Origin of the sequence: Actinoplanes sp. NPDC048791 (genome assembly GCF_040650095.1) — a bacterium.
In the GTDB taxonomy this organism is placed as follows: Bacteria; Actinomycetota; Actinomycetes; order Mycobacteriales; family Micromonosporaceae; genus Actinoplanes.
Genome location: NZ_JBEZGQ010000683.1, coordinates 1 through 4,664, shown reverse-complemented (window position 1 = coordinate 4,664; position 4,664 = coordinate 1). Strand labels below are relative to the sequence as shown.

Here is a 4,664-nt window from a genome sequence, read left to right as displayed (position 1 = left end):
CGCGGGTGGGGCTCGGCGGGTGGGGCCTGGCGGGTGGGGGCCCGCGGGTGGGGGCCCGCGGGTGGGGCCTGGCGGGTGGGGCTCGGCGGGTGGGGACCGGCGCATCGCGGGATGAAGGTGCCCCGGAGCGCCAGCCTCGTCTGCGTCAGGTGAAGGGGTCGGCGGCTCCTCGGCACTGCGCCCCTACAGCATGTCTCCCGACCGAGCCCGGGTCACCTGCCGGGGATGAGGCGTTTGCCGGACCGTCCGGACACCGTTGTTGTCCGGATGCGCTTATCGGAGGGGGATGGCGATGGCTACCGACACGTTCCTGGTTCACGTCGGTGTGTATCCCAGCGTCGCGCTCGCCAATGACGATTACGGGCTGGTGAGAGACCTGTTCGCCGAGGCGGACCTCGTCGACGCCTACGACGCCGCTGTGGTGGAGCGTCAGCCCGACGGCACGGTGGCGATCGTGCAGCGCTATGAGACGCCGACCCGGGCCGGGGGTGTGCTGGGTGGTGGGCTCGGGCTGGCGACCGGCCTGGTGGTCGCACTGTTCCCGTTCGCGGCGATCGGCGGCGGCCTGCTGGTGACGACCACGGCCGGCGGTGCCCTGCTGGGCGCGCTGGCCGGTCACGCGGCAGCCGGCCTGAGCCGCCGTGACCTGATGGAGCTCGGCGAGCATCTCGACACCGGTCAGGCCGGGCTGATTGTCGTGGCCGGATCCGCCATGGGCGCCCCGGTCGAGCAGGCCATGAAACGCGCGGCGAAGCTGGAGGTCCGGCCACTGCGGGCGGACCCCGCTCAGATCAAGCAGGACGTCGCCGCCACCGGCGTCGGGATGGCGTGAGGCCGGCATGGGGACATCGGTGGAATCCCTCGACAACGACGGCGCCTCCTACGTATCCACCGGCGAGCTGCCCTCCCCGGAGCAGGTGAGGCGCTCCCTCGAGGACGCGTACCAGCGGTTCCGCACCGTCACCGCCGGTGAGCGTTCGCGGGTCTATCCCGCGCTGGCCCGCGTGCCGGCGCAGCTGTTCGGCATCTGCGCGGCCGGGGCTCGCGGCGGGCTCTTCGGCGTGGGCGACGCGGACGCCGGCTTCACCGTCATGAGCGTGGCCAAGCCGTTCGTCTTCGCCGTGGTCTGCGCAACCGTCGGCCCAGAAGAGCTCAGGCGGCGGCTGGGGGTCAACCCGACCGGGCTGCCCTTCAACTCCCTCGCCGCGGTGGAACGTGGCCAGGACGGGCGCACCAACCCGATGGTGAACCCGGGGGCGATCGCCACCGCCAGTCTCGCTCCGGGCGACAGCGCCGAGGCCAAGTGGGCGTTCCTGCGGGACGGCCTGTCCCGCTTCGCCGGTCGGGCGCTACAGCTCGACGACGAAGTCTTCGCCTCCGCGTCGGCGACGAACCATCGCAACCGGGCCCTGGCCGACCTGCTGCAGACCTACGGCCTCCTGGGCTGCGATCCGGTGACGGCGGTCGACCTCTACACCCGGCAGAGCTGCCTGCGGGTCACCGCCACGGACTTGGCAGTGATGGGCGCAACCCTGGCCAACGGCGGCGTCAACCCGCGCACTGACGATCAGGTGGTGGACGCCACCGTCTGCCACTACACGCTCGCGGTCATGGCCACCGCCGGCCTGTACGAGACCTCCGGCGACTGGCTCTATGACGTGGGCGTACCCGGCAAGAGCGGCATCGGCGGCGGCATCGTGGTCGTCTCGCCCGGCAAGGGCGCCCTGGCCACCTTCGCCCCTCCACTCGACGCGTTCGGCAACAGCGTCAAGGGTCAGCTGGCGGCCCGCTTCCTGTCCCGCCGGCTCGGTCTGACCCTGTTCGCCTCGGAGCCCGCCTGACCATCGCGATCCGTCGCTCCGCACCGGCGAGCCGGCCGCGGGCGCCTGCTCAGACGTCCGCCTGCGTCGCCGCGGCGAGCAGATTCTCGGCCGCCAGGCGCAACCCTTCGACCTGGTCGAATGCCTGGTCCTCGTGCTCGATGTTGACCGCCATGTCCGGGTCCACCGCACTCAATGCCCGCAGGAACGGCACCCAGAACTCCGCCACGCCGTGCCCCCGCCCGACCGCCACGAACTCCCACGACGGGCTCTTCGGCCACTGGTTCAGCGTGTTGGCGCCGCCCAGGTTCAGGGGGTTGGCCTCGGCCGGGGTACGGGTGAAGCGGTCGTCCAGGACGCCGTACACCTTGGCGTTGCCGGGGTTGATCCTGGTGTCCTTGGCCGCGGCGTGGAAGACCAGCTCGCCGAGGAATTCGACGCAGGCCACCGGGTCCATGCCTTGCCAGAAGAGGTGGCTCGGGTCCATCTCGGCGCCGACGTGGGTGGCGTTGGTCTGCTCGACCAGCCGTTGCAGTGTCGGCGGGTTGAAGACGAGGTTGTGCGGGTGCATCTCGATGCAGATCTTGACGTCGGCGGCGGCCGCGCGGGCGTTGATGTCCTTCCAGAACGGGACCGCCACCTGGTGCCACTGGTGGTCGAGGATGTCGAGATATTGGCTGTCCCACGGGTTCACCACCCAGTTGGCCGTGGTGCCGCCGGGCTCGCCGGCCGGCAGCCCGGACATGGTGACCACGCGTCTGACGCCCAGGGCGGCCGCCACGTCGATCGCACGGTGGAGATCGGCGGCGTGTCTCGGGCCCACCGCTGGGTCGGGGTTGAGGGGGTTGCCGTTGACGTTGAGGCCGGTCAGCTCGATGCCGGCCTGGGCGAAGCGGCCCAGGTAGTCCTCGCGGGCGCCGGTGCTCGCGAGGAGGTCGTCGACGGGCAGGTGCGGGGCCGGGATGAAACCGCCCGCGTTGATCTCCGCGCTGGTCAGGCCCAGCTCGCCGAGGATCTTGAGGGTTTCGTCCAGGGAACGGTCGTGCAGGCACGCGGTGTAGGCGCCGAGCTTCATGGCATTGCCTTCCGGACGGGCGTGGGTCAGAGCAGGACGGGCTTGTCGGTGGCGGACACGACCGCGTCGAGCACGCGCAGGTTGTGCAGGCCGTGGGCCAGATCCGGGCACGGTGGGAGCTCTTCGATGCCGGCGATCTCGTCGAGGAACGCGCGCGCCTGGAACACGAAGAAGTCGTTCTGGCCGTGGCCGACCGTGGGGAAGTCCATGGGCAGTCCGCGGGCGACGTACGGATGCCACGGCCCGATGAACACCTGCCGGGCGCCGTTCACGCTCTGCCCGGGTGTGCCGTCGATGATGCTGAACTCGCCCGGCCGGGTCAGGTCGAACGACGCCGTGCCGTTCTCGCAGAACAGCTCCAGGCGCAGCGTGTTGGCGTGGCCGAACGCCACCCGGGACAGGGCGAACGTGCCGAGCGTGCCGCCCGCGTACGTCGTGGTGAAGGTGCAGATGTCCTCGTTCTCCACCGGGACGCGCTCGTCACTGAGCTCGACGCCGCCGGCGTGCCCGACCGTGACGCCGAGCGGCTTGGGGCGGGAAGCGATGAGCGTGCTCATCGAGGTGCCCTGCACGCCGGTGGTCGGACCGCAGAAGAACTCGGCCAGGTCGACGAGGTGGCTGCCGATGTCGGCCAGCACCCCGGAACCCGGACCGCCGAGGTATCGCCAGCTCATCGGGCGTTGCGGGTCGAAGCCGTAGTCGGTGAAGTAGGTGCCGACGAGGTGCCGCACCCGGCCCAGGCCGCCGTTGCGGACCTGCTCGAGGATGGCGTTGATCGCGGGGGAGCGGCGGAAGGTGAAACCGACGGCGGCCACCCGGTCGGAGGCCGCGGCGGCGTCGACCATGGCCTGCGCGTCGTCGAGGCTCGGGGCGAGCGGCTTTTCGCAGAGGACGTGCTTGCCGGCGGCCAGCGCCGCCTCGACGATCTCGCGGTGCAGGTTGTTGGCGACCGCGACGGTGACCGCGTCCACGTCGGGCGCGTCGATCACGGCCCGCCAGTCGGTTTCGGTGCGGGCGAAGCCGTAGCGCGTGGCGGCGTCGGCGGCGAACGGCTCGTGGGTGTCCGCGATGGCGACCAGGCGTGGCGCGGGCCGGCCGGGGGCGAAGACGGTGGCGGCGTTGCGGTAGGCGTTCGCGTGGGCGCGGCCGACCATGCCGGCGCCGATGACAGCGACGCCGGGGGACGAGAGGGTCATGGGACCTCCGGGGTCCAAGGGTTTAAAGCGCTTTAACTGCGAGTACTATCCAAGTCGATCTCGTTGTGTGTCAAGGGTGCTTCCGGAGGTTTCAGGAGTGGATCAACGACCCCGGCTCGACGACGTGGCCGCGCGGGTCGGCGTCTCCACGGCGTCGGTCTCGCTGGTGCTGCGCGGAGCCCCCGGCCCCAGCGCCGAGACCCGTCGGCGGGTGCTCGAAGCGGCCGCTGAGCTGGGCTATCGCGCCGATCGCACGGCGAGCATGCTGGCCCGCCGGCGGCGTCATCTGCTCGGTGTGATGCTCGACATCCGCAGCCCGTTCCATGCCGAGCTGGTCGAGGAGATCCAGGCTGAGGCGGACCAGGTCGGCTACGAGGTGGTGCTGTCCACGCTGACCCGGCACCGTGATGAGGATCGGGCGATCGAGACGCTGCTCGACTTCCGCTGTGAGGCCGTACTCCTGCTCGGTCCGGACGCCGCGGATCAGCGGCTCGCCTCCCTCGCCGCCCAGGTCCCGGTGGTCGCGATCGGCCGGCGCGTCGCCACCGGCGACGTCGACGTGGTGCGGCCGGC

The 4,664-nt window shown here is 71.3% G+C and carries 5 protein-coding genes; 3 read left to right on the top strand and 2 right to left on the bottom strand.

Features of this window, described 5'->3' with window-relative positions; all coding sequences use genetic code 11:
* Window positions 1-292 precede the first annotated feature (292 nt).
* Both AB0C29_RS34470 and glsA read left to right on the top strand, forming a co-directional pair.
* Complete coding sequence (locus AB0C29_RS34470; RefSeq protein ID WP_360829298.1) at window positions 293-832, top strand: hypothetical protein; 540 nt, start codon at window positions 293-295, stop codon at window positions 830-832.
* A 7-nt stretch (window positions 833-839) separates the two neighbouring features.
* Window positions 840-1,841: a glutaminase A gene (gene glsA / locus AB0C29_RS34465; protein ID WP_360829295.1), complete on the top strand. Its 1,002-nt coding sequence runs from the start codon at window positions 840-842 to the stop codon at window positions 1,839-1,841.
* 49 nt (window positions 1,842-1,890) lie between these two features.
* On the opposite strand, the gene AB0C29_RS34460 is transcribed toward glsA, so the two are convergent.
* Window positions 1,891-2,895, bottom strand: coding sequence for a sugar phosphate isomerase/epimerase (locus AB0C29_RS34460; RefSeq protein WP_360829292.1), 1,005 nt, complete (start codon window positions 2,893-2,895; stop codon window positions 1,891-1,893).
* 26 nt (window positions 2,896-2,921) lie between these two features.
* Complete coding sequence (locus AB0C29_RS34455; RefSeq protein ID WP_360829289.1) at window positions 2,922-4,091, bottom strand: Gfo/Idh/MocA family oxidoreductase; 1,170 nt, start codon at window positions 4,089-4,091, stop codon at window positions 2,922-2,924.
* A 97-nt stretch (window positions 4,092-4,188) separates the two neighbouring features.
* Between AB0C29_RS34455 and AB0C29_RS34450 the strand changes: the two genes are divergently transcribed.
* On the top strand, window positions 4,189-4,664 hold a 476-nt coding region (locus AB0C29_RS34450; protein ID WP_360829286.1), incomplete at its 3' end, for a LacI family DNA-binding transcriptional regulator.